The sequence below is a fragment of the Kocuria sp. WRN011 genome (assembly GCF_002295155.1).
GTDB lineage: Bacteria > Actinomycetota > Actinomycetes > Actinomycetales > Micrococcaceae > Kocuria > Kocuria carniphila.
The window spans coordinates 462,308-487,241 of the sequence record NZ_NSGI01000001.1 but is presented as its reverse complement, the minus strand read 5'-3'; the positions used below and the strand labels follow the sequence as shown (position 1 = coordinate 487,241).

The 24,934-nt window shown below is 63.6% G+C and carries 21 protein-coding genes, 3 tRNA genes and 1 pseudogene; 10 read left to right on the top strand and 15 right to left on the bottom strand.

All coding sequences use genetic code 11. From position 1 onward, the window contains the following. Positions 1-3: 3 nt before the first annotated feature. The 6 genes from CKW39_RS02270 to CKW39_RS02245 all read right to left on the bottom strand — a co-directional run bounded on the left by CKW39_RS02270 (position 4) and on the right by CKW39_RS02245 (position 5,108). Positions 4-480 carry a MaoC family dehydratase gene (locus CKW39_RS02270; RefSeq protein ID WP_095796536.1) on the bottom strand — a complete coding sequence of 159 codons (477 nt, stop codon included), beginning with the start codon at positions 478-480 and terminating at the stop codon, positions 4-6. Beyond that, entirely contained in the window at positions 480-929 is a 450-nt protein-coding gene (locus CKW39_RS02265) for a MaoC family dehydratase N-terminal domain-containing protein (protein WP_095796535.1), read from the bottom strand. Before CKW39_RS02265 ends, CKW39_RS02270 begins: the two co-directional genes overlap by 1 nt. A 100-nt stretch (positions 930-1,029) precedes the next feature. Next, a tRNA-Met gene (locus CKW39_RS02260) sits at positions 1,030-1,103 on the bottom strand. 55 nt (positions 1,104-1,158) lie between these two features. Further along, a tRNA-Thr gene (locus tag CKW39_RS02255) sits at positions 1,159-1,230 on the bottom strand. Positions 1,231-1,346: 116 nt separating this feature from the next. Beyond that, positions 1,347-3,353: a DEAD/DEAH box helicase gene (locus CKW39_RS02250; RefSeq protein WP_095796534.1), complete on the bottom strand. Its 2,007-nt coding sequence runs from the start codon at positions 3,351-3,353 to the stop codon at positions 1,347-1,349. 156 nt (positions 3,354-3,509) lie between these two features. Then, entirely contained in the window at positions 3,510-5,108 is a 1,599-nt protein-coding gene (locus tag CKW39_RS02245; RefSeq protein ID WP_254049234.1) for a DUF2079 domain-containing protein, read from the bottom strand. 170 nt (positions 5,109-5,278) lie between these two features. On the opposite strand from CKW39_RS02245, the gene CKW39_RS02240 reads away from it, so the two are divergent. Continuing rightward, on the top strand, positions 5,279-6,277 hold the full coding sequence (locus CKW39_RS02240) for a DNA-3-methyladenine glycosylase (protein WP_254049233.1): 999 nt from the start codon (positions 5,279-5,281) through the stop codon (positions 6,275-6,277). A gap of 92 nt (positions 6,278-6,369) precedes the next feature. Beyond that, positions 6,370-7,083 carry a VIT family protein gene (locus tag CKW39_RS02235; RefSeq protein WP_095796533.1) on the top strand — a complete coding sequence of 238 codons (714 nt, stop codon included), beginning with the start codon at positions 6,370-6,372 and terminating at the stop codon, positions 7,081-7,083. Between the two features lie 128 nt (positions 7,084-7,211). Here the strand turns inward: CKW39_RS02235 and trxA are convergent, their stop codons facing one another. After that, on the bottom strand, positions 7,212-7,592 hold the full coding sequence (gene trxA / locus CKW39_RS02230; RefSeq protein WP_095796532.1) for a thioredoxin: 381 nt from the start codon (positions 7,590-7,592) through the stop codon (positions 7,212-7,214). Between the two features lie 91 nt (positions 7,593-7,683). Between trxA and CKW39_RS02220 the strand changes: the two are divergent. Next, a pseudogene (locus tag CKW39_RS02220) lies at positions 7,684-8,753 on the top strand (LLM class flavin-dependent oxidoreductase). On the opposite strand, the gene CKW39_RS02215 reads toward CKW39_RS02220, so the two are convergent. Beyond that, entirely contained in the window at positions 8,750-9,526 is a 777-nt protein-coding gene (locus tag CKW39_RS02215) for a TetR/AcrR family transcriptional regulator (protein ID WP_095796530.1), read from the bottom strand. The pseudogene CKW39_RS02220 and the gene CKW39_RS02215 overlap by 4 nt on opposite strands. Positions 9,527-9,580: 54 nt before the next feature. Here CKW39_RS02215 and CKW39_RS02210 point away from each other — a divergent pair, with 54 nt between their 5' ends. After that, positions 9,581-9,967 carry a VOC family protein gene (locus tag CKW39_RS02210; RefSeq protein ID WP_095796529.1) on the top strand — a complete coding sequence of 129 codons (387 nt, stop codon included), beginning with the start codon at positions 9,581-9,583 and terminating at the stop codon, positions 9,965-9,967. Between the two features lie 140 nt (positions 9,968-10,107). Continuing rightward, positions 10,108-11,334, top strand: a complete 1,227-nt coding sequence (locus tag CKW39_RS02205; RefSeq protein WP_095796528.1) for an IS481 family transposase — start codon at positions 10,108-10,110, stop codon at positions 11,332-11,334. A 20-nt stretch (positions 11,335-11,354) separates the two neighbouring features. Here the strand turns inward: CKW39_RS02205 and CKW39_RS02200 are convergent. After that, positions 11,355-11,436: transfer RNA gene (locus tag CKW39_RS02200), tRNA-Tyr, on the bottom strand. A 96-nt stretch (positions 11,437-11,532) separates the two neighbouring features. Next, positions 11,533-11,853 (bottom strand): hypothetical protein, encoded by a 321-nt coding sequence (locus CKW39_RS15235; RefSeq protein ID WP_143469923.1) that lies wholly within the window; start codon positions 11,851-11,853, stop codon positions 11,533-11,535. A gap of 208 nt (positions 11,854-12,061) precedes the next feature. On the opposite strand from CKW39_RS15235, the gene CKW39_RS02195 reads away from it, so the two are divergent. Beyond that, positions 12,062-12,553, top strand: a complete 492-nt coding sequence (locus CKW39_RS02195) for a YajQ family cyclic di-GMP-binding protein (RefSeq protein WP_095796527.1) — start codon at positions 12,062-12,064, stop codon at positions 12,551-12,553. Between the two features lie 24 nt (positions 12,554-12,577). Continuing rightward, on the top strand, positions 12,578-13,165 hold the full coding sequence (locus CKW39_RS02190; RefSeq protein ID WP_095796526.1) for a glycosyltransferase family A protein: 588 nt from the start codon (positions 12,578-12,580) through the stop codon (positions 13,163-13,165). 69 nt (positions 13,166-13,234) lie between these two features. On the opposite strand, the gene htpX is transcribed toward CKW39_RS02190, so the two are convergent. Both htpX and CKW39_RS02180 read right to left on the bottom strand, forming a co-directional pair. Next, complete coding sequence (htpX, locus tag CKW39_RS02185) at positions 13,235-14,128, bottom strand: zinc metalloprotease HtpX (protein ID WP_095796525.1); 894 nt, start codon at positions 14,126-14,128, stop codon at positions 13,235-13,237. Between the two features lie 38 nt (positions 14,129-14,166). Then, positions 14,167-16,566: a sigma-70 family RNA polymerase sigma factor gene (locus CKW39_RS02180; protein ID WP_095796524.1), complete on the bottom strand. Its 2,400-nt coding sequence runs from the start codon at positions 16,564-16,566 to the stop codon at positions 14,167-14,169. A gap of 442 nt (positions 16,567-17,008) precedes the next feature. Between CKW39_RS02180 and CKW39_RS02175 the strand changes: the two genes are divergently transcribed. Both CKW39_RS02175 and CKW39_RS02170 read left to right on the top strand, forming a co-directional pair. Continuing rightward, complete coding sequence (locus CKW39_RS02175; protein WP_095796657.1) at positions 17,009-17,482, top strand: Fur family transcriptional regulator; 474 nt, start codon at positions 17,009-17,011, stop codon at positions 17,480-17,482. A 45-nt stretch (positions 17,483-17,527) separates the two neighbouring features. Next, positions 17,528-19,042: a catalase gene (locus CKW39_RS02170; RefSeq protein WP_095796523.1), complete on the top strand. Its 1,515-nt coding sequence runs from the start codon at positions 17,528-17,530 to the stop codon at positions 19,040-19,042. Between the two features lie 183 nt (positions 19,043-19,225). Here the strand turns inward: CKW39_RS02170 and CKW39_RS02165 are convergent, their stop codons facing one another. From CKW39_RS02165 to CKW39_RS02155, 3 genes are all read right to left on the bottom strand, one after another. Next, positions 19,226-21,391, bottom strand: coding sequence for an MMPL family transporter (locus tag CKW39_RS02165; protein WP_095796522.1), 2,166 nt, complete (start codon positions 21,389-21,391; stop codon positions 19,226-19,228). 75 nt (positions 21,392-21,466) lie between these two features. Continuing rightward, positions 21,467-21,937: a hypothetical protein gene (locus CKW39_RS02160; RefSeq protein ID WP_095796521.1), complete on the bottom strand. Its 471-nt coding sequence runs from the start codon at positions 21,935-21,937 to the stop codon at positions 21,467-21,469. Beyond that, positions 21,937-23,304, bottom strand: coding sequence for an SseB family protein (locus CKW39_RS02155; RefSeq protein ID WP_095796520.1), 1,368 nt, complete (start codon positions 23,302-23,304; stop codon positions 21,937-21,939). Before CKW39_RS02155 ends, CKW39_RS02160 begins: the two co-directional genes overlap by 1 nt. Before the next feature lie 189 nt (positions 23,305-23,493). Here CKW39_RS02155 and CKW39_RS02150 point away from each other — a divergent pair, with 189 nt between their 5' ends. Beyond that, entirely contained in the window at positions 23,494-24,921 is a 1,428-nt protein-coding gene (locus CKW39_RS02150; protein WP_095796519.1) for a DUF6882 domain-containing protein, read from the top strand. Positions 24,922-24,934: the final 13 nt, after the last annotated feature.

Below are 24,934 nucleotides of genomic sequence, written 5' to 3'. Positions count from 1 at the left end.
GTGCTAGAACTTCACAACAACCTGAGCCTTGACCAAGACCTTGAGCGCCTTGGCCTCAGCCGGATCCGCACCTTCCTGGGCCAGATCCGGGGCGGTCACGGTCAGGTCCACACGCACGGTGCGAGCGTCCGGATCCACCAGGCCGATCGCGCCGCGCACCGACAACGCCGTGCTCGGTTCGACCTCACCGTCGAAACGGTTGGGCACGACCACGGGCTTGGTGAAACGCGTCTGATAGTCGACGACGGCGCCCGCGTCACCAGCCCACTCCGTCACCAGACCCACCGCGGCTCCCATGGTGAACATTCCGTGGGCAATCACGTTGGGAAGACCCACGTTCTGGGCGAAGTCCTGATTCCAGTGGATCGGGTTGAAGTCACCGGAGGCACCGGCGTACTTCACGAGGTCGGCACGGGACACCGGCACGGTGCGCTCACCGATGGACTGGCCCTTTTCGAGCTGATCGAATGCGATGTTCATTACTGATCCTCCCCGCGTACCAACAGCGACGACGTGGTGGTGGCCACCTGGTCTCCCCCGAGCGTGGTGATTTCCACCCGGGACGTGATCATGGCCCCGGAACCCAGCGGACGCACCTGGTCCACCGTGACCGCGGCGAGCAGCTCGTCACCGGCCACGATGGGACGGTGGTGCGTGAAGCGCTGCTCGGTGTGGACCACGCGCGAGAAGTCGATGCCCGCGCTCGGGTCCTGGATCAGAGCGGCGTCGGCGCGCTGGGACACGATGATCGCAAAGGTGGGCGGAGCCACGAGATCGTCGTAACCGGCGGCCTGGGCGGCCTCGACGTCGAAGTGGACGCCGTCCGTGGCCTTGACCGCCGAGGCGAACTCGCGGATCTTCTCTCGGGACACCTGATAAGCGGGGGCGGCGGGGTACGTGCGCCCCACCACCTCTTCTGAAATGGCCATGGCTCTCCTCGGTCGGACGGAAGATTTTCCCTCAGCCTACTGGGCCGACCAGCACGGCATAGAAAAAGACGCCGTTCCGTGTGGAACGACGCCTTGAAAGTAGCGGTGGACGGGCTCGATCCGTCGACCTCACGATTATGAGTCGTGCGCTCTAACCAGCTGAGCTACACCGCCATTTCATGAACGAACCTGCGGCTCGTTCACACAAGCCGCAGGCCCTCATCATGAGAGCCCCGACCGGGAATCGATCCCGGGACCTCCATCTTACCAAGATGGCGCTCTACCACTGAGCTATCGGGGCAACGCGGAAAACTCTAACAGCATTTCGGCGAGTTGCAAAAACGAGGTGAACTCGCCGAATCCGCAGAGTATCCGCGGGGTGCCGACCACCCTGAATCGGGCGGTCAGCGGGGTCTATCAGCGGTCGCGGAAGCCACCATTGCCCTTGGGGAAGCCCTTCTTGCGGGGGCGATCCTGGTACGAGGAGCCACCGCTGCGGGGGCGGTCACCGCCGCGGAAGCCTCCGCGGTCACCGCCACGGTCGCCACCGCGGTCCGAGCGGCCGCCGCGGTCGAAACGACCACCGCGGTCACCGTCACGGTCACGGAACCGGCCACCCTCACGGGAGCCTCCGCGAGATCCGCCACCACCGCCACCGGGTCCACGATCCTCCTGGATCCGGATCGGGGAGCCGTTGATGCGGGTATTGGAGAGCTTGTCCATGGTGCCTGCGGGCAGGTTCTCGGACAGGCCCACCAATGTGAAGTTGGGGTGGATGTCGATCGCACCGATCTGCGACCCGTTCAGGCCGCCTTCGTGGGTCAACGCGCCCACGATGGCACCCGGTGCCACGCGGTCGCGATGGCCCACGGCCAGCTTGTAGGTTCGCATTCCGGCCTCGGGTCCACTGCGGCGGCCACCGCCGCCACGAGGTCCGTCGGAGCCCTCACGGCGCTCACGGTCACGCTTGCGCTGGGGGACCTCGGGCAGCTCTTCAGCCAGGAAGGGGCGGCCGTCCTGAGCGATCACAGCGAGGGCCGCAGCAATTTCAGCGGCATCCACGTCGTGCTCGTTCTCGTACTGCTCCACGAGCTCGCGGAAGAAGGAGAGATCTTCGGACTCGATGGTCTCCGCGATCTGGTTCGCGAAGTTCTCCTTGCGGGTGCGATTGACGTCCTCCACGGACGGCATGCGCATCTGCTCGACCGGCTGCCGCGTGGCCTTCTCGATGGCGCGCAGCAGGTACTTCTCGCGCGGAGTCATGAAGAGGATGGCCTCGCCCTTGCGGCCCGCGCGGCCGGTACGGCCGATTCGGTGCACGTAGGACTCGGTGTCGTGAGGGATGTCGTAATTGACGACCAGGGAGATGCGTTCGACGTCCAGGCCACGAGCGGCGACGTCGGTGGCGACCAGGATGTCGACCTTGCCGTCACGCAGTGAGTCCACGGTGCGCTCACGCAGGTTCTGCGGAATGTCACCGTTGATCGCTGCTGCGGTGTAGCCCCGGGCCTTGAGCTTGTCGGCGATTTCCTCTGTCGCGGCCTTGGTGCGGACAAAGACGATCACGCCGTCGTAGTCCTCGACCTCGAGCACGCGGGTCATGGCGTCCAGCTTGTGCGGGCCCATGACCTGCATGAAGCGTTGACGCGTGTTGGTGCCCGTGGTGGTCTTGGCCTTGACCGTGATCTCCTTGGGATCGCGCAAGTACTGCTGCGCGATGCGGCGGATGGCCTTGGGCATGGTGGCGGAGAACAGCGCGACCTGCTTCTCCTCCGGGGTCTGGCTCAGAATCTTCTCGACGTCCTCCGAGAAGCCCATGCGAAGCATCTCGTCGGCTTCGTCCAGCACCACGTACGCGATGTCGTCGAGCTTGAGCGAACCCTTGCTCAGGTGATCGATCACACGGCCGGGGGTACCCACGACGACCTGGGCACCGCGGCGCAAGCCGGCCAGCTGCGGACCGTAGGAGGAACCGCCGTACACGGGCAGCACAGTGAACTCGTCGAGGTGGGTTGCGTAGGAACCGAAGGCCTCGGCCACCTGGAGCGCGAGCTCACGGGTGGGGGCCAGCACCAGAACGCGGGTGGAACGCTGCGGGCCGTGCAGGTCGGACAGCTCAGCCAGCTTGGACAGTGCCGGAACCGCGAAGGCCGCGGTCTTACCGGTACCGGTCTGGGCCAGGCCCACCACGTCGCGGCCGCTCAGCAGAGCGGGAATGGTGGCTGCCTGGATGGGCGAGGGGTACTCGTACCCGACATCGTCGAGAGCGGCCAGGATGCGGCCGTCCACGCCGAGGTCGGCGAAGGTAGGGGTGTCGGGCTTGGAATCGGCGGGCTCAGGAACGTTTTCAGCGTCCTGGGGAGCCTCGGTAGTGGTGGGCGTCTCAAGCTCTGCAGCAGTTTCAGGGGTGAATTCAGTAGGCATGGGTGAACCTCGCTTCGGTGGGGTGGAAATGATTGACACCGGCGCGTGCGGTCCTACCGCGTGTGCCTCTGATCGACATGCCTGCTACGGCGAAACGATTTAATGAGGACATAAAAACCGGAATGATAACGCCCTACTCTAGCGCACATCGTCACGTTACGGAGACTCCCGTTCCAACAAGATGATGTTGGCCTCATCACGTACGGTGACATACGTCTCCCCATAGAGCTCCTCCGCGTACTCCGAGGCGCCTTGCGGAGGGTCCTCTCCCCACGTGCCACCTTCGCGGTCGATCACCACGAATTCGGGGGCGGGATCACCGGGATTGCCGATCCAGTGCACGTCCGCGCGGGACACCAGCCCGTTGATCAGCGTCAAGTCCGTTGCCACGGATGCGCCTTCCGGTACCGCCTGGACCGTGGCGCGCTTGACGCCCGCCCGCGGGTCCCCGCGCCACGCCTCCCCCGTGACCAACTGAGACAGCGGCTGCTGAGTTGCCACCACGAGCGCCACGCCCAGAGCCAGCCACGGGGCCATCTTTGCAAGTGTCCGGGGCGCACGAGTCCCGGCGCCGGATGCGCGAAGTCTCACCACGGCGTCGACGAGGGCGATGAACACGATGGGCATGATCACCGCGTTGTAGTGCCAGCCCGTTCCCCAATAACCGTGATTGGGCGACAGCATTCTCCAGGCCAGGGTGGGGAGCGCAATCAGCGCCAGCGGCGAGCGCACCGCAATCACCGCGCCGGCCGCAAGGGTCAGCAGCCACGTGCCCAGTTTCTGTTCCGGAACGAACAAGGAGATCACCGCTCCGGCCGGATCACGCAGGATTCCGGCGATGTCCAGTTTGTCCGCGTAGGCAAAGGAATCATTGGGGTTCAGACCGGGAAGCACCACCCAGATCGCCAGCAGGCTCAGCCCCACCCCCCACAGCATCAGCAGGGCACCCAGCAGGGCCGGCCGTTGCGCGGTGCGGCTCAAAGCCGCGCCGAATTCTCTCACCGTTGCCGCCGACGACGACGACGACGCCGCTCGCGCGCCCGGTCCGCGCTCGGTCGCCGGTTCGTACACGCGGTTCAAGAGCATCCCCGACACCCGCGCCGCGGGCCGGAACGCGTGACCAAACATGACCGCGCCCAACATTGCGACCGTCATACCCAGATCTTCCTTGACCAGGGCCACCGGCGCGCTCCACAGGGTTGCTGTGACCCACCGCCGTTCCCTCAGTGCTGCCACTGCGAGAGCCAGGAGCGGCACGGCGAGGGAGATCTCGTGGAACTGCACCGATACGGCACCCTGTAGACCGAAGCTCAACCCGTAGGCCACTCCGATCGCGGCGGCGGGTGCCGGCCGGAGGGAGCGGACGGCGCACCCTGTGACCACCCCCACCGAAATGCCCAACAGGACGTCCTGGGTGATCATCAAGGTCAGTGCGGAGGGGAACAAGCCGTAGACCGGCGCGAGCACCACTAGCAACGGATGAAAATGATCGCCGAGCAAATTGAAGTCGTGGCCTTTGATGTTGACCACGGGTGGCTGACCGGAGGCGTAAGACTGCAGCAACTGGGTGAAGATCGCGTTATCCCACGACGGCACGTCCCAGCGGTACCACTGGGACAGTGAGAAGAGCACGTACAGGGTCGTGCACGCCACTGCGATCGCACATGGCAACCAGGGCCCGACGCTGGGAGCCTTGACCCCGCGCACCACCAAGCCGCCCCTTGAAGGCTTGGAACGCGCGAACGAGGTGGACACGGTATTTCCTCACGTGGGTGGTAGTCGTGGGCAGGATATCCCAGCCCTCTCACCTGCAGATGAACATGTAAACGACATAAAATTCGGCAAAGGTCGGCGTGCCGATTGCTGCGGCCCCCGTACGAGCGAGTCGTTTATGCGTGTCGTAGGCCCGTGGAATGATGACGAGCATGTCCCTGGAAATGGTCGCCAGCACCGCGCAGCAACTCGGGTCCGAGCCCGTGCGGCTCCGCTGGTCACCGCGCGGATCGGTGCATCTGGGGCAGACCTTGTCGGTGCTTGGCCGCGGCACGAACGATCCCACGGTGAGGGTACTTTCCCCCGAGTGCGTGTGGATCACCACCAGGTATCTGGGCTCGGCCGTCTCCGCACGATTCACCCGCGGATCCGGTGGCACGGACACGACCGCGCTGGAACGGGACATCGTGGTTGATGCATGGGGCCCGGGAGCGGCCGCATGGATTTCACAGGCTCCACGGTGGTGTGGTGCCGCGGATGACTGGACTGATTTCGAGTCCTCCCCCGCCTACGGCCTACTCCCGGAACGATTGACACTGGCGCGCCGTCGGCACCCCGGACTGCGGTTGCCGGCCACCGGCGCGGTGATTGACCGGGCCGTCATCGCCATCATTGAGCAACGTGTCACGGCCATCGAGGCCATTCGTGCCTATCGCTACCTGGTCCGACTGGCGGGTGAACCTTCGCCCGGCCCCGCCCCCGTCGGAATGTACGCGCCCCCCACGGCGGAGCAGTGGCGCAAGATCCCGTCCTGGCAGTGGCACCGTGCCGGCGTGGATCCGCACCGGTCCGCGACCGTCATGCGAGTAGTTCAGCGCGCATCGGCGTTGGAACGCCTCGGGCTGCTCGAGGACCCCGTCGTGGTGCGTGCCAAATTGCAGACTCTCAACGGGATCGGTGTGTGGACCGCCGCGGAAATTACCCAGTGTACGCACGCGGACCCTGACGGGATCAGCGTGCGCGATTACCACCTGGCCGATTACGTGTGCTGGTTCTTCGACGGCGCACCGGGCTCGGACGAGCGCATGGAGGAATTGTTGGAACCGTGGCGGGGGAACCGTCAACGCGTGGTGCGGCTCATCAAGGCCAGCGGTCATCGAAAGCCGGCGTTCGGGCCACGGCTGACTCCCGCAGACCATCGCCGGCACTGATCCTGGGGGTCGAGTTCCGAATCAATGAATGGCCAAGTGAGGGTTGGTTAACCTAGCTAGCTAAATTTTGGGTGCCGGAGCACACTGAAGACATGAGCGAGCACGTCATCACCGAACCCCACAATGACAAGTACGGCGAGAAACTCAACAAACTTCGCGCCGGAGTCCTGGGCGCGAACGACGGCATCGTGTCCGTCGCTGCAACGGTGGTCGGTGTTGCCAGTGCGACAGCCAATTCATGGCCGATCCTGGTGGCCGGTTCGGCAGCCGTCATCGGCGGTGCCCTGTCCATGGCGCTGGGGGAATACGTATCGGTCTCCAGCCAGAAAGACTCGCAGGAAGCCCTGATCGCCAAGGAAGAACTCGAGCTCCGGGAAATGCCGGAGGCCGAACTGGAAGAACTGATCGGTATTTACCGGTCCCGCGGGCTGTCTCATGACACAGCTCGGAAAGTTGCGGTGGAACTGACCGAACGCAATGCCCTGCTGGCGCACCTGGATGCGGAGCTGGGCATCGATCCGGGAGACATTCCGAGTCCGTGGGCCGCAGCATGGGCCTCCGCGGTCGCTTTCCTGCTCGGTTCGCTGCTCCCGATGCTCGCCATCCTGCTACCCCCGTCGGAATGGCGGATTCCCGTGACGTTCGTTGCCGTGCTCGTGGCCCTGGCCATCACCGGCAGCCTGGGCGCGCGGCTGGGTGGTACCCCGCACGTGGGACGTGCCGCTGCTCGCGTGGTGATCGGTGGCGCCCTCGCACTCGGCGCCACATTCCTGATTGGATCTTTGCTGGGCGTGACTGCGGCTTAGCCGGCCGTCTCGAGAGCGAGATCTGGCCGCGCGGAAGGAATACCGCGCCGGTCCATCTCGAACAGAAAAAGACCCAGGGGCGCTCTCCGACCGGAGAGCACCCCTGGGCGATTAAGTCTTGAGCTGGGTCAGTTGGCCTGCTCGCCCTCGGCGGCCTGCTTCTCGACCTCGGCGCGAACCTCTTCCATGTCCAAGCCCTTGACCGCGTCAATGACCTGGTCCAGAGCGTTGGCCGGCATGGCACCGGGCTGGGAGAACACCAGAATGCCCTCCCGGAAAGCCATGAGAGTGGGGATCGAGGAAATCTGCGCTGCGGCAGCCAGTCCCTGCTGGTCCTCGGTGTCCACCTTGCCGAACACGATGTCGGAGTGCTGCTCAGATGCCGCCTCGTAGGTTGGAGCGAACTGCTTGCAAGGGCCGCACCAGTCTGCCCACCAGTCCAACAGAACAATATCGTTGTCGGAGATGGTCTGGCCCAGAGTGTCTTGGGTGATGTCTACAGTAGCCATGGAACCAGCCTAAAACGCCGGGAGTTTCAACCCCAGAGCGTTCACTGCGGGCACAAGACCCCGCCGGGGCGAACTTCGCGGAAGAAGCCGTGTGAACACGCAGCTTGGAATCTTGTCCTGGGGCGAGACCGCCGCTGACCCGACGACCGACCGCCGATGCACCCCAGCCCAGCGCCTCGCCCACGTGCTGGAACTCGGCTGCACCGCGGAATCCGTGGGGCTGGACATTTTCGGCATTGGTGAGGGCCACGGCCCCCACCGAATCAACCAGGATCCGCTGCTGCTCTTGGCTGCGATCAGTTCGGTGACCGACCGAATCCGACTGTCCGCCACGGCAAGCAACCTCACCACCGCAGATCCGGTACGTCTTGCAGAACAACCACCACGTTGTCCTTGCTCTCCCGGGGTCGCGCCGAGCTCGTCGCCGGACAGGGCGGGCTCCCCCGCGACCTGGAACTCTTCGGGGTCGACCCGCACCTCCGGGAAGAAATCTTCGAAGAACGTCTCGACCAGCTCCTCGGCCTGCTTCGCCCCGGCCCCTCAGACCTGCTCGGGACCTTCCGCGAGCGGGCTACGAACGTGGAGCTGCCCGCCACCGGACGGGACCCGCGAGATCTGGTGTGGGCGGCGTCGTCGGGCTCACCCAGGTCGGTCTTGCGCGCGGCGGGACACGGGCTCGGTGTGATGCTCAACGTCATGGAGGGCGAGTGGCGTCATCTGGTCCCCTACGTGAAGGCGTATCGCGAGGCGTTGCACGGGTTCGGGGACGAAGCCTCCGCGCGCGTGGGTCTCGCGGTTCCGGCGTTCGTCATTCCCGACGACGCCGCCCCCACCCCCTGGGAGGCGGCCGTCCAGCAGGCGCACCCCTACTTCGCCGCGGGCACACGCGCGTTCGGCGCAGCCTCGCCCGAGGTTTCACCTTGGACCCTCGACGAATTCGCGGCTCAGTGTGGACCGGAAGGTTCGCTCGTGGTGGGTGGGGTGAGCGACGTCGTCGACAAACTCGCGACCCTGCGCCGGGAACTGGGGGTGGAGCGAATCCTGCTGCGTGTGGATATCAACGGACTGCCGCACGAGAGCGCTCTGCGAACGCTACGCCTACTCGGCGACCAGGTGTTGCCGCGGTTGCGTAGCAACTCCGTTCGACTGGAGGAGCGCTAGGGCAAGGGCCTGTCCACGAGAACAGCCAGGCCGTCGAGCACTCGGTCAACACCGAAGGCATAGTTACTCCGGGCGTTGTACGCCCCACCCTGCGCCTGACCGGCGGAGGTCCCCACACGGGTGGCCAGGGGATAGTCATTCGGGGATACCAGTTCCTCGAGGACAGGTCCAGCAGCTTGCCACCAATCCGGTCCGGAGTTGTTCAGGGTTTCTCGGTCGGCAACGTCCAGCGCTGCCGTACGAGCAAAGTTGTTGAGGAAAGTCAGGGTCGCATCCAGAGTGATATCGCTGAGACCCAACCCTTGAAGACACTCGAGCTGTCGTTCATATCGCCCCAGGAAACCTGGGCCCAAGACTGGTTGCTCGGTGTGAATGGACGAAAGCCAGTCATGTGACAAGTACATCTGGAACGTATCGTCGATGACCGCCCCGACCCGATCGCGCCACGCCCCTGAATGGGGCAATGACCTGGCCGAACTGTCGAAAACATGATCCGACATAAGCGCTAAGAGGCTCCCTTTGTCTGGCACATGGGCATACAAAGTCATCGTTTTCACGCCGAGGTCAGCAGCCAAGTCCCGCATAGTCAGTCCACTCAAGCCAGCCGATCCAGCTCGTTCAATAGCGGTGCCAACCACGTCATCCACGGTGATGCGCGGACGCGGCCCGGGACGAACCGGCTTCTCGTCATGACCAACCCACAGCAGCCGAAGCTGCTTCTTCACGACCTCGAGGTCGTTATCCTCCGGGGTCTTGGGAATTTTCTGTGGCATAACTGCATTCTACCTAATGCCGTACGATGTACGGCATTAATCTAAGGAGCCCCCATGAACATCACCGCTTCTGCCATCTCCCTCAATGTGGACGACGTTCAAGCTTCAGCCGCGTTCTTCAAAGATCACTTCGACTTCCAGGAGGTCATGGCCCAGGATGGATTCGCCTCATTGAGCCGCGAAGACGCCGGGTTCAACGTGGTTCTCCTCCGAGCAGGTCTCGATACCTTCAAACCAGCCAGTCACGCGGGGACAGCCGGAACCGGCCTGCTCATAGTCTTCGAGGTCGACGACATCGACGCCGAATGGCACCGATTAGGCTCCCGCGACCTGGTGATCCCCACCGCCATCGAGACCGAGCCGTGGGGCGAACGGTACTTCCAAGTTCTTGATCCGAACGGGATCATCGTCCAGCTTGTTCAGTGGGTGGATGCACCCTGACCCTGAGTTCTACGACGAAAAAACCCGGACCTCACGGTCCGGGTCTTTCTCGAAGGCAGATGAGGTGTGTTCCTTCAGGACATACGCGACAGATCTCTCAAGACATCCGCATCACCAATCAGTATGGGTCATGCTCGAGGATGTCGAAGGCACGCCTGGTCATCACCGCCGTCATCGTGGAACACCGCAGCGTCAGCGAGGTCTCCCGCACCTACGGAGTCCACCGCTCCTGGATCTACCGGCTACTAGCCAGATACCGCGCCGAGGGCGAGAAAGCCTTCCAACCACGCTCCCGCCGGCCACGCACCAGCCCCGCAGCCACACCTGAGTCAACGGTCAAAACCATCACCGGTATCCGCCAACAGCTCGTGGCTAGCGGTGTCGATGCCGGCCCCGACACGATCGTTTGGCATCTGGCCCATCACCACAACATCACCATCTCCGCAGCCACCGTGGCCCGGATCCTCACCAAAGAGCACCTAGTCGCCCCGGCACCGAAGAAACGACCCAAATCCTCCTACGTCCGCTTCCAAGCAGACATGCCCAACGAGACCTGGCAATCAGACTTCACCCACTACCGGCTCACCGACGACACCGACACCGAAATCATCACCTGGCTCGATGACCACTCCCGCTACGCACTGCACATCAGCGCCCACCCACACATCACCGGACCGATCGCGCAAACCACCTTCCTCCACACCGCCGAAAACCACGGCTACCCCGCCTCCGTGCTCACCGATAACGGGCTGGTTTACACCACCCGCTTCGCTGGCCGCGGCCACGGACGCAACGGTCTAGAAACCGAACTCGCACGCCACTCAATCACCCAGAAGAACTCTCGACCCAACCACCCCACCACTTGTGGCAAAGTCGAACGCTTCCAACAAACCATGAAGGCCTGGCTCACCCGCCAACCCCATCAACCAGACACCATCACCGAACTACAAACCCTGCTCAATACCTTCGCCACCATCTACAACCACCACCGGCCCCACCGATCCCTGCCTCACCGAGCGACCCCAGCGACCATCTACAACGCTCGACCCAAAGCCACCCCGACCACCACGACCAACGACCGGCACTACAGAGTCCTTAACGACAAAGTCGACAAACACGGGAAACTCACCCTGCGAGTCAACGGCACAATGCACCACATCGGAATGGGCATCGAAAACGCCCGAACCCCCGTACTCAAACTCGTCGACGACCTCCACCTACGCGTTATCAACGCCGCCACCGGTGAGCTCCTGAAAGAGCTCACCATCGACACCACCCGCAACTACCAACCCCTCGGACGACCCCCAGGACCACCACCCGGACAGCAAAAAACCCGGACCCCAAATAAGGGTCCGGGTTGTCGCTGATCTCCTGAGAGATCACACGGTGGCAGATGAGGGATTCGAACCCCCGTAGGCATAGCCAGCTGATTTACAGTCAGCCCCCTTTGGCCGCTCGGGTAATCTGCCGCGGCATCACTCACGTGAATGAGCAATAAGGTGCCCCCGCGAGCGGGAGCACCTCAACATTACACAGGGATGAGCCCGACTCCAAAATCGGAGCTGTCAGTCCATGTGCCGAACGAGCTTGGTGACGAACGCGTCGGCCTGTTCGCGCGTCACGTCGCCCACGGCGACGGCACGATCCAGGTCTTGCCGGATGCCGTCCAATCTCCGCTGAACCGCCACGCCCTGACCGGTTATGGCCCCAGGTTGAACCACTGGAGGCGTCATGAGCGCACGGGGAGGCTGAGCCTGAGCGGCTCCCGAGCCACCGACGATCAGGCCTGCGGCAAGGGCCGTTCCTGCCAGGGCGCCACTGCCCCGGCGGAGTGCGGACCTGGAGGCCTTGACCCCGGGCACACGGATGCGCGGTTGTTTTTTCATAGGGAGAACGTGTCCTGACAAGGAAGAATGATGGGAAGAAGCAGAACGGCTGCTGTCGATCTGAGTCATGCACTTATCCTCACCTGCCGTCCTGAGATCCGCCTGTGCTCCCGATGACAAGTTGATAACAACTCCGGCACCGGAACGAGCACTAGGCTTGTCCGTAAGAGTTAACGACATCCCTGAAACTCCCAATGAAAGGAACATCGTGGCTTCAGAATCTTCGTTCGACGTGGTCAGCAAGGTAGACAAGCAGGAAGTCTCCAACGCGCTCAACCAGGCTCAGAAAGAGGTGTCCCAGCGCTACGACTTCCGCGGGGTGGGTGCCGAGATCGACTTCTCCGGCGAAAAGATCTTGATCAAGGCCAACTCCGAAGAACGCGCTCAAGCAGTTCTCGACGTGTTTCAGTCCAAGCTGGTCAAGCGCGGCATCTCCCTGAAGTCCCTGGACGACGGAGAGCCCTACGCCTCCGGCAAGGAGTACCGCATCGAGTCCACCATCAAGGAGGGCATCGCCCAGGACCAGGCGAAAAAGATCACCAAGCTCATCCGCGATGAAGGCCCCAAGGGCGTGAAGGCCACCATCCAGGGCGATGAGCTGCGCGTTTCTTCAAAGTCCCGTGATGACCTGCAAGATGTCATTGCCCTACTCAAGGGCTCAGAGCTGGAAGTTGATCTTCAGTTCGTCAACTACCGCTGACTCGGTCCATTCAGGGGAGGGAGAATGACTCGCGTATCAGTGGTGATTCCGGTTTATAACGCCCATGAATGGGTAGATGAAGCCGCGCATTCGGTTCTGAACCAAGATCACCCTGATCTAGAGGTGATCATTGTCGACGACGGCTCAACGGACCCCAAGACCATAGCTCTCATGGAGAACCCTCCGTGGCACGGGGTCAAAGTCATTCGACAAGACAATGCAGGGTCGGCGGCAGCTCGGAATGCCGGCATCACCGCAGCAACGGGCGATTACATCCTCCCCGTGGACGCAGACGATTATATTGCCCCCACTTACGTATCAAAAGCGGCGCAGATACTAGATAGTGAGCCCACGATTGGGATAGTTTATGCACAGGCAGAATTCATGGGCGACGCTACCGGGCCATGGCAACTTCCCCCATATTCACTAAAGTTGATGCTAACCGAAGGCATCATCTTTGCAACCGCCTTGTTTCGAAAACAAGACTGGTTCACCGTGGGAGGCTATGATGAAACTCTATATTTTCGTGAAGACCACGACTTTTGGCTGAAAATCGCCTTGAACGCCTTATTGACAAAAATCCACGAGTCTATGATGTTTTGCGTAGGGTAAAACGAGCCTTAACGTAAATGAAGGTGCGGCCACGAATTAAGTCGCGGCCGCACCTTCATCTTGAATCGATTAGCGACCGTAGTAACCGCCGCTATGCGCCATGTTCTCCAGGCGTTCCACCCGGTCATCGGTCGACGGGTGAGTGCGGAACATGCTCTTGAGGCCGCCACCGCGGAACGGGTTGGCGATCATCAGGTGCGAGGTGTTGACCACCTTCTGATCGTTGGGATTCATGGGGCGCTGGGAGGCACCACCCTCAATCTTGCGCAGCGCCGAAGCAAGCGCGAGGGGGTCACCGGTCAGCTGAGCCCCGTCTTGGTCGGCGTCGTATTCGCGGGTCCGCGAGATGGCCATCTGAATGACCATGGCTGCCACGGGAGCCAGGAATGCCATGAGCAGCGCGACCAACGGGTTTCCCCCACGGTCACCACCGCGGCCACCAAAGATGGCGGCGAACTGCAAGAACTGCGCCGCCGACGTGATCAGACCCGCAACGGCCGCGGCTACCGATGAAGTCAGGATGTCCCGGTTGTAAACGTGCATCAACTCGTGGCCCAGCACTCCCCTGAGTTCCCGTTCGTCCAAGATCTGCAGAATGCCTTCAGTGCAGCACACGGCGGCATTCTCCGGGTTGCGTCCGGTCGCAAAGGCATTGGGGCTCATAGTGGGGGCAATGTATAAACGCGGCATGGGCTGGCCCGCCCGCTGGGAGAGCTCATGCACGATGCGGTACATGGTGGGCGCCTGCTGCGGCGTCACCTGGATCGCACGCATGGAACGGATGGCCAGTTTGTCGGAGTTCCAGTAGCTGTACGCGGTACCGACCAGGCCAATTACGGCAAAAATCACGATGAACACCGAGCTGCGCGTTGCACCGGCAATGATTGCGCCGATGGCCAGCAGCACCGCCCACATGCCACCCAACAGCAGCACGGTTTTCAGCCCGTTGTAATGCTTGTGCATTCCACCTTCTCCTCCGCACCGGCATTACTACGCACAGATCACGGGCGCCCGCCGGTAAAGACAATGACGATCCATTCGGACAACGTCCAACCTTCTGGAAGTGTTCCCCACCAGCCTGTGACATCGCCGGGATTCTCCGCGCTATCCGCGTTTCGATCGCCCACGTCCTCAGCCGGGGGCAGCACGGGTTCAACAGTCGGTACAGCTGGCGACGGCGCATTGGGATTCACCGCGGGAGCGGTGGGTTGGGTGCCCGGCCCGTCCAGCGGCGGGATTTCAGGCAACGACGGCGCTCCCGGCCTCACCGGCGCGCCCACCTCCGGGGCGCCCGGCTGGGGTTGCGGAATGCCCGGGTTCGTATTGCCGGTTCCCTCAGGTGCCGCGTTCCCATTCCCGTTGCCGTTGCCGTTGCCGTTGCCGTTGCCGTTGCCCGGGTTACCAGAATTCCCTGGGCTGTCGTTTCCGCTGTTGTCCTCGCCCGGGAGCTCTGGGACATCCGTACCTGGAATATCCGTACTTGGAATATCCGTACCTGGATCGTCTGTATCCGGATCGCCGGGTACAGGATCGCCGGGCACTGGGTCTTCAATGCCAGGTGCTTCAGGGACAGGTACTTCGGGAACAGGAGTGATCAACGGATCCGAAGTGTCAATGGGCCCGGGGATCTCGGGCGTCCCATCTTCTTCATCACCGTCAAGCGGGTCCACAACCGGGCCGTCCAGAGGACCCGTATCTTCCGAAACCGGAGGTTCAAGAGGCAGCTCAGGGCCCGGCAGGGTGGGAATGAATGGTACTTCGAGCTGGGGAATATCGGTATCCCCAGGCAACGAGGGCATGTCGATGCCCGAAGGGGTATCTCTCGAAGACGACGAGTCCGGGCCCGAGTCCCGGTCCGAGTACGGGGGCAGTAACGCACCAGTACCAGCGAGGACGTCACCGGGCTGCTCGCCGCTGGCTCTCTCACCGCCAACACTCGGACTTTGTGCCCCCAGTGGCGCACCGGTCACATCGGATTCTTTCCCGTCCGATCCGCCGTTGGATTCGCCTTCTGCCTTATCGGCACCCGCGTTTGCTTGGCGGCCGCCGGAATCGCCAGTGGGGGGATCAGCTTTGCCGTTGCCACCGGCTTCCGCCTGACCCTCGGCTTCATCGGAGGTATCGGATCCGGCAGAAGAACCTGGGCCGCCACCGGAGTCAACATCCGAGGACCCGTCCGCAGAGCCAGCAGAACCCCCGGCGGTATCACCGGTAGATGCGCCCTCTCCCGTGCCGACTCCGGCGGGCCCATCCGTGGCCGGCTGCGCCTGCCGTGTGATCTCCACTTCGGACGAGTCCGGTTGGACCGCAGTCACGATGCCCGCGGTGCCCGCTCCGGCAACGGCTACACCAGCCGCCGCGAGAATGACCTTGGTGGCCGAGCCTGCCAGGAACCCGCCGGCTGCAGTAGTGGCGACCGCCCCCGACGCCGCCGCTCCCGCGCTGCCTACAGACGTGGCCGTGGCCACTGCAGGAACTGAGGCGCCCTCGGCACCGGCCCCGAGCGGCGCCGTCGTCCCGGACAACCAACCCGAGACGCCAGCGGCGCCCCCGGCACCCGCCGTGCCGAGTGCGGCAATGAGCCGCTCCGAGGCATCGCCCCAGAGAGGCAAACCAGCCAGGATGGGCAGGATCCAGCCGCGCAGGCCCACACCCAGGTCCTGGAGCTGGAGGTATTCGGCGGTGCACCGTTCGCAGGAATCGAGGTGGTCCTGCATGAGCTTCATCTTGGACGGGGTGAGCGTGCCGCGCACGAACGCTCCCAGCTGCGCGGAGTATTCACCGCATTCCTCGAGCGCCTGAGCGGACACGTGCTGCTGCATGTACGCGGTGCGGAGGCCATCGCGGGCGCGCTTTCCCAGTGCGGAAACAGCGTTGGGTTGCATACCCACCGCGGAGGCGACCTGACGGGGCCGATATCCCTCGATCTCCAGGTACCACAGCACCTCTTGCCAACGCTCGGGCAGTGAGGCGAAAGCCCTGGCAACCACGGCGGCGTCGACCTGTCGCACCAGGGTGTCGTCGAAGAGCTGGACACGATCCAGTTTGCCCTGCTCTTGGGGTTCCTGCGGTTGGGTGCGATTGAGGTCATTGGCCCGATCGGCGGCCAAGCGTGAAACGGCGGTGACAAGGTAGGCGCGCAAGAACTGTCGCGGACCACCACCGGATTTCAGGAGCGCGAGCACACGTGTGAAGGCCTCCGAGGTGATGTCCTCGGCCTCGGCCTGGCTGTGGGTGTGTAAACGGGCTACGGCGAACACCGCGCCACGATGACGCTCGTACAGCTCACCGAACGCCTGGTTATCCCCGTTTCGGACAGCGTCGAGCAACGGCTCGTCGTTGGCCGCTGGTGTCGAATTCTGCTGGCCGTCCCTCGGAGTGGGACGTCGGTGATGTTCCATGGCGCCTTAAGGGTGCTGACAGGTCCATCTATTGTGTCAGCACACCGGCACTACATGGCTTGAGATACCGACTGTGACAAAACCGATACCAAGTGTTTCAAGAGGTGGGCCGGGGGTGCGGTGTCTCCCCTCGTCCGCACCCCCGTCTCCTATGTCACCCGTCTCTCCCCCATCCCGAGCAGCCCACTCGGAAGTTGGTCGCTCTAGCCCACCGCGACGCAGGGCCCTCCCCGGTCCTTGTGCTCCGACTGCGGCGGTACGGCGACCTCCGAGCGAAAAGGCCGTCCGGAATCACACGCAGCCCGCGCGAGATTCACTATGTAGACAGCCGAACGTCCGAATCGTGACGCGAAAACCGAAAAGATTTTTGGAACCCTCCGAGTGAGACGCACGCCACTCAGCTCTATTGTGAGCTACTCAAAATAAAGTTATGGTGGTTGCCATGGAGACCACGCAGACAGGCGCAAGCCACCCCTCACAGCAGGAGTGGGCCGAGCAGCTGCGTTCGAACGGACGCAGGGTCACCAAACAACGTCTCGCGGTACTCGACGCGGTGGACGCAATGCCTCACGCCACGGCGGACGACACCGTACGGCGGGTCCGTCAGGTCCTACCGAACATCTCTGTTCAGTCCATCTACGTGGTCCTCGCGGATCTCACGGCCATTGGCATGGTGTCCAAGTTCGAACCGCCCGGTTCGCCTGCGCGCTACGAAACCCGCACCGGAGACAACCACCATCACGCGTATTGCATCAACTGCGGAATGATCGCGGATGTCGCGTGCGCGGTGGGGCACTCGCCGTGCCTCACGCCCTCGGAGGACCACGGCATGAAACTGCTGTCCGCCGAGGTGGTGTATCGGGGGATCTGCGCGCAATGTCAGCAAGACATGGCGAACAGCTCCGCCGTTCAGTAATTGACCGCACGTCCGTCGGATCCCGTCCATCACCCAGGAGGAACCATGTCTGACACCACTCCCCATGAACACGGCCTGCGAATGACTGGCTCGGCCACCACCGACCAATTGGGGAAGAAAGTAGCGTCCGACGAGCACTCGCTGTCCGTCGGTGCTGACGGCCCCATCGTTCTCCATGACTCGTACGTGGTCGAGAAGCTCGCGGCTTTTGACCGCGAGCGCGTTCCGGAGCGAGTGGTGCATGCCAAGGGCTCCGGTGCTTTCGGTGAACTCGAAATCACCGAGGACGTCTCCCAATACACCAAAGCTGCCGTGTTCCAGCCGGGTACCAAGACTCCTATGCTGGCTCGTTTCTCGCAGGTGGCCGGCGAGCAGGGGTCTCCGGATACCTGGCGCGATCCCCGTGGTTTCTCGCTGAAGTTCTACACGACCGACGGCAACTTCGACATCGTGGGTAACAACACCCCGGTCTTCTTCGTCCGTGACGGCATCAAGTTCCCGGACTTCATCCACTCCCAGAAGCGGCTTCCGGGCTCGGCACTGCGTGACAACACCATGCAGTGGGATTTCTGGACCCAGTCCCCCGAGTCCGCGCACCAGGTGACCTATCTGATGGGCCCCCGCGGTATCCCCAGGTCCTACCGTCACATGAACGGTTACGGCTCGCACACCTTCCAATGGGTCAACGCGGCCGGCGAACGTTTTTGGGTCAAGTACCACTTCGTTTCGGACCAGGGCGTCGAATGCTTGACCGGTGATGAGGCGGAGAAAATCGCCGGCGCGGACGCAGATGCCCACCGCCGCGATCTCTACGAAACCATCGAGAACGGCGACTTCCCTTCGTGGACCGTGTACGTGCAGATCATGCCGTACGAGGACGCCAAGGCCTACCGGTTCAACCCGTTCGACGTCACCAAGACGGTCTCCAAGAAGGACTACCCCCGCATTAAGGTGGGTAAGTTCACCCTGAACCAGAACCCCCTGAATTACTTCGCTCAGATCGAGCAGGCTGCGTTCTCCCCGGGTAATACGGTCCCGGGCGTGGAGATCTCCCCGGACAAGATGCTGATGACCCGCGTGTTCTCCTACCCGGACACCCACCGTCACCGCATTGGTGCGAACTTCGCGGATCTGCCCGTGAACTACCCGTACCGTTCCGAGCAGAACTCCTACTCGCACGACGGCCCCATGCGCTACTCGTTCAAGCACCCCAATCAGCCGGTTTACGCCCCCAACACCACGGGTGGCCCGGTTGCCGGTGGCAAGGATGCCGCTGATGAGCTGCGTTGGGAATCCGACGGTGATATGCTGCGCGCCGCGGCCACCCTGCACTCCGAAGACGATGACTTCGGTCAGGCGGGCACGCTGTACCGCGAGGTCTTCAACGACGAAGAGAAGGCCATGACGGTCGAAAACATCGCGGGTCACGTGGGTGACGTGGCCGACGAGGCCATCCAGGAACGCGCCTTCCAATACTGGGAGAACGTTGACGCCGACCTCGGCAAACGCGTACGCGAGGCCGTTGCTCGCGATGCTGGCAACGACGCGTACGGCATCTGATCGTTCGTTCTCTCGGGCCGGTCAGTAGCTGATCGGCCAGTCACCGAGCAGAAGGTCCCGTTCCCACTTCACGCGGGGACGGGACCTTACTCGTTCCGGGGCCACTTCCTTGTTCCCGGTCAACTGCCTCCTGGCCCACCTTGTCCCGACCCATTCCGCGGCCTCATGGACGACGCCGCCGCCTCAGACGGTCTCGACCAACATCTCCCGGCCCTTCCGGTCTTCGGCGGCAAGACGCTCATTGAGTTTCTCGCCTTCCACGTCCACGTTGGGCAGGATCCGGTCCAGCCAGCGCGGCAGCCACCACGCGTGTTTGCCGAGCAGCTGCATGGTGGCGGGGATGAACGTGGTGCGAATCAGGAACGCATCCATGGCCACGCCGAACGCCAGGGCGAACCCGATGGGCCGCACCACGGACACGTGGGCGAAGATGAAGCCTGCGAAAACGGACACCATGATCACACCGCACGCGGTCACCACGGTGCCGCCCTGTCGATAACCGACCCGCACGGCGTCGTGCGCCTCGAAGCCTCGCATGTACGCCTCGCGCATGCCCGAGACAATGAAGATCTGATAGTCCACGGACAGCCCGAACAGCACCCCCACCAGCAGGATGGGCAGGAACGCCAGAATGGGTCCGGGGTCGTGCACGCCGAAGAAGTCAGCTCCCCAGCCCATTTGATAGACCATGACCACCGCGCCGAAACTAGCGACGGTGGAGAAGATGAAGCCCAGCGTGGCCATCACGGGCACCCAGATCGAGCGGAACACCAGCAGCATGATGACCAGGCACAGCACCAGCACAATGGCCATGTAGACGGGCAGGGCGGCGTTGAGCGTGTCCGAGATGTCGATGTTGGCCACGGTCTGCCCGGTGAATCCCACGTCGGTGCCGGTCGCGTCCTGAATCTCCTCACGCTGGTCCCGCAGGTCCTTGACGAGTTCTTCGGTGCGAGAATCCGCCGGACCGGTCTCCGGTGTCACGGTCACGAGCGCGGTGCGGAAGTCGTCGCTGATGGTTGCCGGCACCGCGGTAACCACACCGTCCATGCCAGCGATGTACTCGGCGGCATCCACGGCCGCGGCGTTGGCCCGCTCGCGGGTCGGGCTTTCATCCGGCAGCGACACCATGGTGACGATGGGAGCGTTGGCCCCCGCGCCGAAGTTCTCGGAGACCACGTGGTAGGCGGTGTTGGCGGTGGACCCGGGAGGTTCCGCGGCGCCGTCGGGCAGGCCGAGCCGCAATTGCATAGCCGGCAGTGCCAGGGCCAGAAGCACGACCACTGCCACAGCGATCATCGCAATGGGGTGCTGCGTCACGAACGCACCCCACCCCTTGTTGGCGCGCGCCAGGGCGAGGGCTTCCGGTTCGTTGCCGGCAGCCAGGGCCTCGCGCCGGACATCGGCTTCGATGCGCTGGGCCTGGGCTCGCGCGGACATTCGGGAAGCCAGCTCACCCGCCGACGCCGCTGGGCCCACCTCACGTTGTCGAGCCACCTTCTCGCCGTTTTCGGTGAACCCGCGCTCGCGCCATTTCTTGGCGGGCACTGCACGGTGGCCGACCAGGGACAACAACGCCGGGGTCACGGTGACCGAGGCCAGGATGACGAGCATGACGGTGCCAGCGCCGGCCAAGCCCATGGTCCCCAGGAAGGGGATGCCCACGGTGGCCAGGGCCGCCAGGGCAATCACGTTGGTCAAGCCCGCGAAGAGCACGGACGTGCCCGCGGTGCCGGTGGCCCGCGCGATGGATTCCCGCAGCGGGATTCCGTCGAGCACGTTGGTGCGGTGTCTGTGGGTGATGAGCAGTGCGTAGTCGATCCCCAGGCCCATGCCCAGCATGAGTGCGAGCACCGGATCGGTGGCGGTCATGTCCACCACGGAGGACAACGCGTAGACCAGGGCCACTCCGGTGCCGCACCCGATCACGGCGCTGACCACGGGCAGCCCGGCCATGACGATACTGCCCAGCACGATGAACAGGACGACGGCCGCCACCGCAATACCGATCAGCTCCGTGGAGCCCACGAGCCCTGAGACGTCCTGGGTGATCTCCACGGAATAGTCTGCAACGACACCTGCTGGCAGCGCCCCACTGATCGCCGAGGTGACGTGATCGCGTTCTTCAGCGCTCATGGACGTGGTGCTCTCCGAGAAATCCACGACCCCTCGGGCGACTGTCCCGTCCTCGTTGACGAATCGTTGTTCCTCGGTGAGCGCCGTCTGACGCTGGGCCGTACTCAGTTCTTCCGACCGTGACTCGAGTTCCTGCCGGGAGTCCCGGAGCTGGGCCTCGCCCTGCTCAAGTTGACTCTGGCCGTCCTCGAGTTGCTCGATCTGATCGGCCATGGCGGGATTCGCCTGAGCCGCTTGCTCTCTACTCGGGTTTCCCGGCAACTGCTCCAGGGACCGGTCCAGCTGTTGCTAAGCGCGGTCCAAGTCGCGGCGCTGCTGCTCGAGCTCACGTTCGCCACGTTGGAGCTCGTCCTGACCCGAGTCCAGTTGTTGCTGCCCCTCGGCCACGCTCCGCGCGGCGCCGTCCAGTTGCTCTTGGGCCTCGAAGGGGTCCGTGATCGAAGAAATGACCGGGACGTCCTCAACGGCACCGTCCAGGGCCGAAGTGATCTCTTCCCGCTCCTTCTCGGAAAACGCTTGACCGCCCGTCGTACGGAACACCACGGCGCCTGAGCCGAAGGTGGCCTCCGGCATGCGCTCGTTCATCTCGTCCAGCACCCGCTGATACGGGGCGTCCGGAACCGAGTACTGGCTACTGGTTCCCTTGGCGAACACGAATGCCGCTGCTCCGGCGAGTGCAAGGATCATGAGCCACACGATCATGACGGCCGGAGCTTTCCGGGCACACCAGGCGCCTACCCGGTACAGCAGCGTGGCCATTAGTGCTGTTCGTCTTGCTGTTGGTTCTCCTGCTGTGCGACCAGGTCGAGAAGCTCTCGCAACTGCTGGGTGGGAATCGTAGCCACCGGCGGCAGCGCATTCACGCACATGCCCGCCGCACCCGAATCCACCACGAACTTCAACACCTCACGCGAGGGTGCCGCGCGAACCTGCAGGCTGGTGTCCAGGGCCGCAATTTCCGCGGCGGAGGTGAACACCATGATGGTGTCCGGCGCCGCGTTGGGGTCCTCCGGTTGGACCATCACCGGCATGGACTTGCCGTCCTGATCCCGTGTTCCGAACAACAACTGACCGTTGGGGTTGAGGACGGCTGCGAGCAAGCCGGACATGTTGTTGTCCAGCAGGGCTTCCTTGACCGGTCGGTTCTGCGGGGTCCTGTTGACCCATTCGATTTGTTCGCGCTTGATGCGCATGGGGTTTTCTCCCCCGGGGTCGTACACCAGCTCGTCGTACTGCGGGTCCGTGGCGACCATGTTGAGCACGGCCCCGGACGGCTGTCGGAACAGCACGGGTTCGGTCTTCTCGGAGTCCTTGTTGTTCTCACGGAACACCGTGCGCGCTTCTTCGGTGGTCGTGTAGACCGCCAACGCACGGGTGCCGTCCTTCTGCCCCAAGGCCTGCACACGAATATTGGATTCCGGACCCACAGGCTGGCCGTCTTCGCCCGGCACCAGGTCGGAACCGGTGATGTCCAGCAGCACCATTCCGGTCATGGCCTCGCGGAGCACATTGGCCATGGCCTGGTCCACGGGGTTCGCGACGTACTGGGCGATGGCCGCGCGCAACCGGGGGTGGGCGTCGTCGGCCTGGGCGCTCTGGTCCTCGGCGGGGTCGACGAACTCGAGGTCGATTCCCTGTTCCCCCGTGATGCCGATGGCCCACTCGGGCGTGCGTGCCACGGTGCGAGGGTAGGTGCCGAGATGCGTGGCAATGTCCTGGGCTCCGTACCGGCCTTCGTTCGAGAATTGCGGTGGCAGGTCGTGGTAGTTGTACCGAGCGGCGAATCGGTATTCAGGGTCTGGCCAACCCTTCGCAGCGATCGTGACGCTTGTGGAGAACCACGTCCCGCGTCCCTTGAGGTAGCAACTGCGTTGCAACTCTTCGAGTGAATCCAACACGGGGCTGCCCTGTTTAATGGGCCCGGCCGCACCGGGGATAGCCGTGCCGTCCCGGTTCTCCGCAACTCGCAAGTACACGCGATCACCCTGCGGCTTGAAATCGACACGCATGGAGTCCCAGCCGGACTCGGTCCGAAGCACGGACAGCACCCAACGCCCGATCTCCGCCACCAGCTCTCGTTCGCTGCGTGTACCGGAGTTCTGTTCGGCGTGCGGAGTTGAGGTCATGGTGAGTAGGTGTCCCTTCGGCCCGGCAACCCGGCGCCCATTGGTAGAGCGGGATTCCCCCGCGTTCCTCTGCAAACAACCCTATCGAACGCGGCCGCGACGTCAGCAGCCTGAGATCTTTCTGCCAGACGCGGTCAAAACCGCCATGGGCTGCACAGAGGGGCCGTGCCAGTTGTTAGCCTGGGTGGTATGACAAAAACGTTGCAGGAGCTGATCGACGCTTCGATTTTCATCTCCACCGAATACCAGGCAGTGCTGGCGGAACTGTCTCAGGGTGCGGATTGGGACGTGGATTTTTCCGCGCCGTCGTTCACCCTGCAGACGACCCCGCCGGTCACACTCACCCCGTACCTGTTGGGCACCGAGTCCGCCTCCCGCGGTACCTGGATCTGGTCCTGGCAGGAACTGGGTCACTTCAACCCTGAGGTCGTCTCCGCAGCCGTCCAGGCCAAGGAGGCCGGCCAGCGGCTGGAAGTCGACGAACTCACCACCGACGAACAGCCCATCCAGGATGGCTTGGCACGTCGCTTGACCTTGGCCTCCAAGGCCGTCACGGGTCTGTACGCCCACTACCCCGCACGCGCCGGTGGCAACATCACCGCGTGGTTGTTGCTCGAGGGCGATGCTTTCGAGCTGCCCCGCCTGACCGAGCAGCGCATGATGCAGGTGATCGGCGAGTCCCTGACCACCGACACCGCCGTGGACCACAATCTGGCCGTGAACAGTTATGCCGCCCTGCGAGGCGCTCACGTCGAGTGGGACACGGATGCAACGTGCGTGGTCACCGTTCACGACGGCGCTCAGCGCTTCTGGTTCGATGATCACCAGATCACCGGGGTAGAACCCGCCGAACCTTCCGTCGGTGAGAAGGAACTCGAGGAGCTCGAGCGCCAGGCCGAGACCCACCGCGAGGCCCTGCGCGAGGATCGCCAGGTCGCCATGAAGCTCGCCGTTCAGCTGGGCGAGCTGCAACGTGCCGAGGCCGAGGAGAAGAACGAGCGCGAACGCGAGGCCGCTGAGAACGAGCGTCGTGAGCGCGAGGCGGCCAGGGCGGCGTCGGCGACCGAGGAAGAGCCCCTGCCCCAGGAGCTGTCCACCGAGGACATTTCGGCTCCCGAACCGGAACAACCCGAGGACGACGTTGCGGTTCCCGCGAGCGAGGTGCGCGACGGCGATCGCCCGTTCGACCAGGAGCCCACCCAGGAACCGGCCGTTCCCGGTCGTGTGCAGACAACCGTGCTGCCGGATCCGGAAGACAAGGGCGAGCCCACTGCGGGCCCGCAGGCGTCCCCGCAGCCGGACACCACCACCATGGCGCGCATTCCCGAGCCGGACCTGGCTGCTTCCCAGCCGGGTATCCCGCGCGAGGAAGAAACCGTCGTGGCCGATCGTGGACGTGACGAGCGCGAGGTCGTGGAGGTTCGCGAAGACCTCGAGATCCGTGAGGTGCGCGAGCAGGACGCCGCCGCCCGCCGGGAAACCGTGGCCGGCCCCGATGCCGCCGAGGACATCTCCGCTCCCGCCGTGGTCGACGGCGAAGAAGTGGAGACCAACGAGCAGTTGGAAAAGAAGGGCGAAAAGAAGAAGGGCTTCTTCAGTCGTTTCTTCGGAGTGTGATCGAGTGGCCGTC

Excerpts from the sequence above, each read along its gene's own strand:
- CKW39_RS02270 (WP_095796536.1), bottom strand. The coding sequence starts at position 480 with ATGAACATCGCATTCGATCAGCTCGAAAAGGGCCAGTCCATCGGTGAG.
- CKW39_RS02265 (WP_095796535.1), bottom strand. The coding sequence starts at position 929 with ATGGCCATTTCAGAAGAGGTGGTGGGGCGCACGTACCCCGCCGCCCCC.
- CKW39_RS02250 (WP_095796534.1), bottom strand. The coding sequence starts at position 3,353 with ATGCCTACTGAATTCACCCCTGAAACTGCTGCAGAGCTTGAGACGCCC.
- CKW39_RS02240 (WP_254049233.1), top strand. The coding sequence starts at position 5,279 with ATGTCCCTGGAAATGGTCGCCAGCACCGCGCAGCAACTCGGGTCCGAG.
- CKW39_RS02235 (WP_095796533.1), top strand. The coding sequence starts at position 6,370 with ATGAGCGAGCACGTCATCACCGAACCCCACAATGACAAGTACGGCGAG.
- trxA (WP_095796532.1), bottom strand. The coding sequence starts at position 7,592 with ATGGCTACTGTAGACATCACCCAAGACACTCTGGGCCAGACCATCTCC.
- CKW39_RS02215 (WP_095796530.1), bottom strand. The coding sequence starts at position 9,526 with ATGCCACAGAAAATTCCCAAGACCCCGGAGGATAACGACCTCGAGGTC.
- CKW39_RS02210 (WP_095796529.1), top strand. The coding sequence starts at position 9,581 with ATGAACATCACCGCTTCTGCCATCTCCCTCAATGTGGACGACGTTCAA.
- CKW39_RS02205 (WP_095796528.1), top strand. The coding sequence starts at position 10,108 with ATGTCGAAGGCACGCCTGGTCATCACCGCCGTCATCGTGGAACACCGC.
- CKW39_RS15235 (WP_143469923.1), bottom strand. The coding sequence starts at position 11,853 with ATGAAAAAACAACCGCGCATCCGTGTGCCCGGGGTCAAGGCCTCCAGG.
- CKW39_RS02190 (WP_095796526.1), top strand. The coding sequence starts at position 12,578 with ATGACTCGCGTATCAGTGGTGATTCCGGTTTATAACGCCCATGAATGG.
- htpX (WP_095796525.1), bottom strand. The coding sequence starts at position 14,128 with ATGCACAAGCATTACAACGGGCTGAAAACCGTGCTGCTGTTGGGTGGC.
- CKW39_RS02180 (WP_095796524.1), bottom strand. The coding sequence starts at position 16,566 with ATGGAACATCACCGACGTCCCACTCCGAGGGACGGCCAGCAGAATTCG.
- CKW39_RS02175 (WP_095796657.1), top strand. The coding sequence starts at position 17,009 with ATGGAGACCACGCAGACAGGCGCAAGCCACCCCTCACAGCAGGAGTGG.
- CKW39_RS02170 (WP_095796523.1), top strand. The coding sequence starts at position 17,528 with ATGTCTGACACCACTCCCCATGAACACGGCCTGCGAATGACTGGCTCG.
- CKW39_RS02165 (WP_095796522.1), bottom strand. The coding sequence starts at position 21,391 with ATGGCCGATCAGATCGAGCAACTCGAGGACGGCCAGAGTCAACTTGAG.
- CKW39_RS02160 (WP_095796521.1), bottom strand. The coding sequence starts at position 21,937 with ATGGCCACGCTGCTGTACCGGGTAGGCGCCTGGTGTGCCCGGAAAGCT.
- CKW39_RS02155 (WP_095796520.1), bottom strand. The coding sequence starts at position 23,304 with ATGACCTCAACTCCGCACGCCGAACAGAACTCCGGTACACGCAGCGAA.
- CKW39_RS02150 (WP_095796519.1), top strand. The coding sequence starts at position 23,494 with ATGACAAAAACGTTGCAGGAGCTGATCGACGCTTCGATTTTCATCTCC.